The 759-nt window shown below is 40.1% G+C and carries 1 pseudogene; it reads right to left on the bottom strand.

From position 1 onward, the window contains the following. A pseudogene (locus ACYVRA_RS07760) lies at positions 1-446 on the bottom strand (Rpn family recombination-promoting nuclease/putative transposase); the annotation flags it as partial. Positions 447-759 lie beyond the last annotated feature (313 nt).

The raw sequence follows: 759 nt of genomic DNA, 5'->3' as shown, positions 1-759 counted from the left end.
TCCAACGGCAAATCAATCTTTATTGTGTCAGTTTTTACAAAAGCGTCTGAAAGCCTTAGCTCTTTGTGATCTGGATACGGGTCTATAACATTGTACAGAACAATAAACTCCGGCTTTGGGATTTTTTCAAGCCTAGTTTTAAACTTGTCATCGGGGTCTGTTATTACTTCATACAGTTTTTCAACGTACATCAGACACCGCAGCGGCATATTTTCATTGATAGTTGACTGGTGCTCAATCAGAACAATGAGCCGGTTGTCGAGTAAAAACGAAATGTCGTTTCTCTGCCCCCTGTAAAGTACGTCTGAAAGCGTATTAATGTCGATAGGCACGTCTGCTGGAAGGGTAATACCCTTTATCGCCGAATAAAGTTCCCTTAAAAGAGCCGGATTACTGAAAAGGAACGTAAAAACAGTATCCTTGTGTTTTTCGTTGGCATTTTCCATAAATGTCCTCCATAAATAGTTTTTTCCCGAACCTTCAAAAAGAAGGTTCCCTATATATGGCGTGAAAGTGCCATTTTGCTTGACCGTTTTTAAAAATTTTTCGAAAAAGTTTCTCACGAAGAAACAAAGAACACAAAGAGAAGATCAGGGATTTTTGTCCGTTATCTTATCGTGAAGCCCACGCTAAGCCCTCGGACAAAAATCCCCTCTTTTCTTCCTTTGTGATCTTGGTACCTTTGTGATCTTCGTGTGAAACATCTCGAATAAAACGGTTTCCGAAAGAATGGGAACTTTTGCGGTGCCAAATTGACAC

The organism is Treponema sp. R8-4-B8, assembly GCF_054786175.1.
The sequence above is the reverse complement of the archived record's forward strand: the minus strand, read 5'-3'. Positions and strand labels throughout refer to the sequence as shown.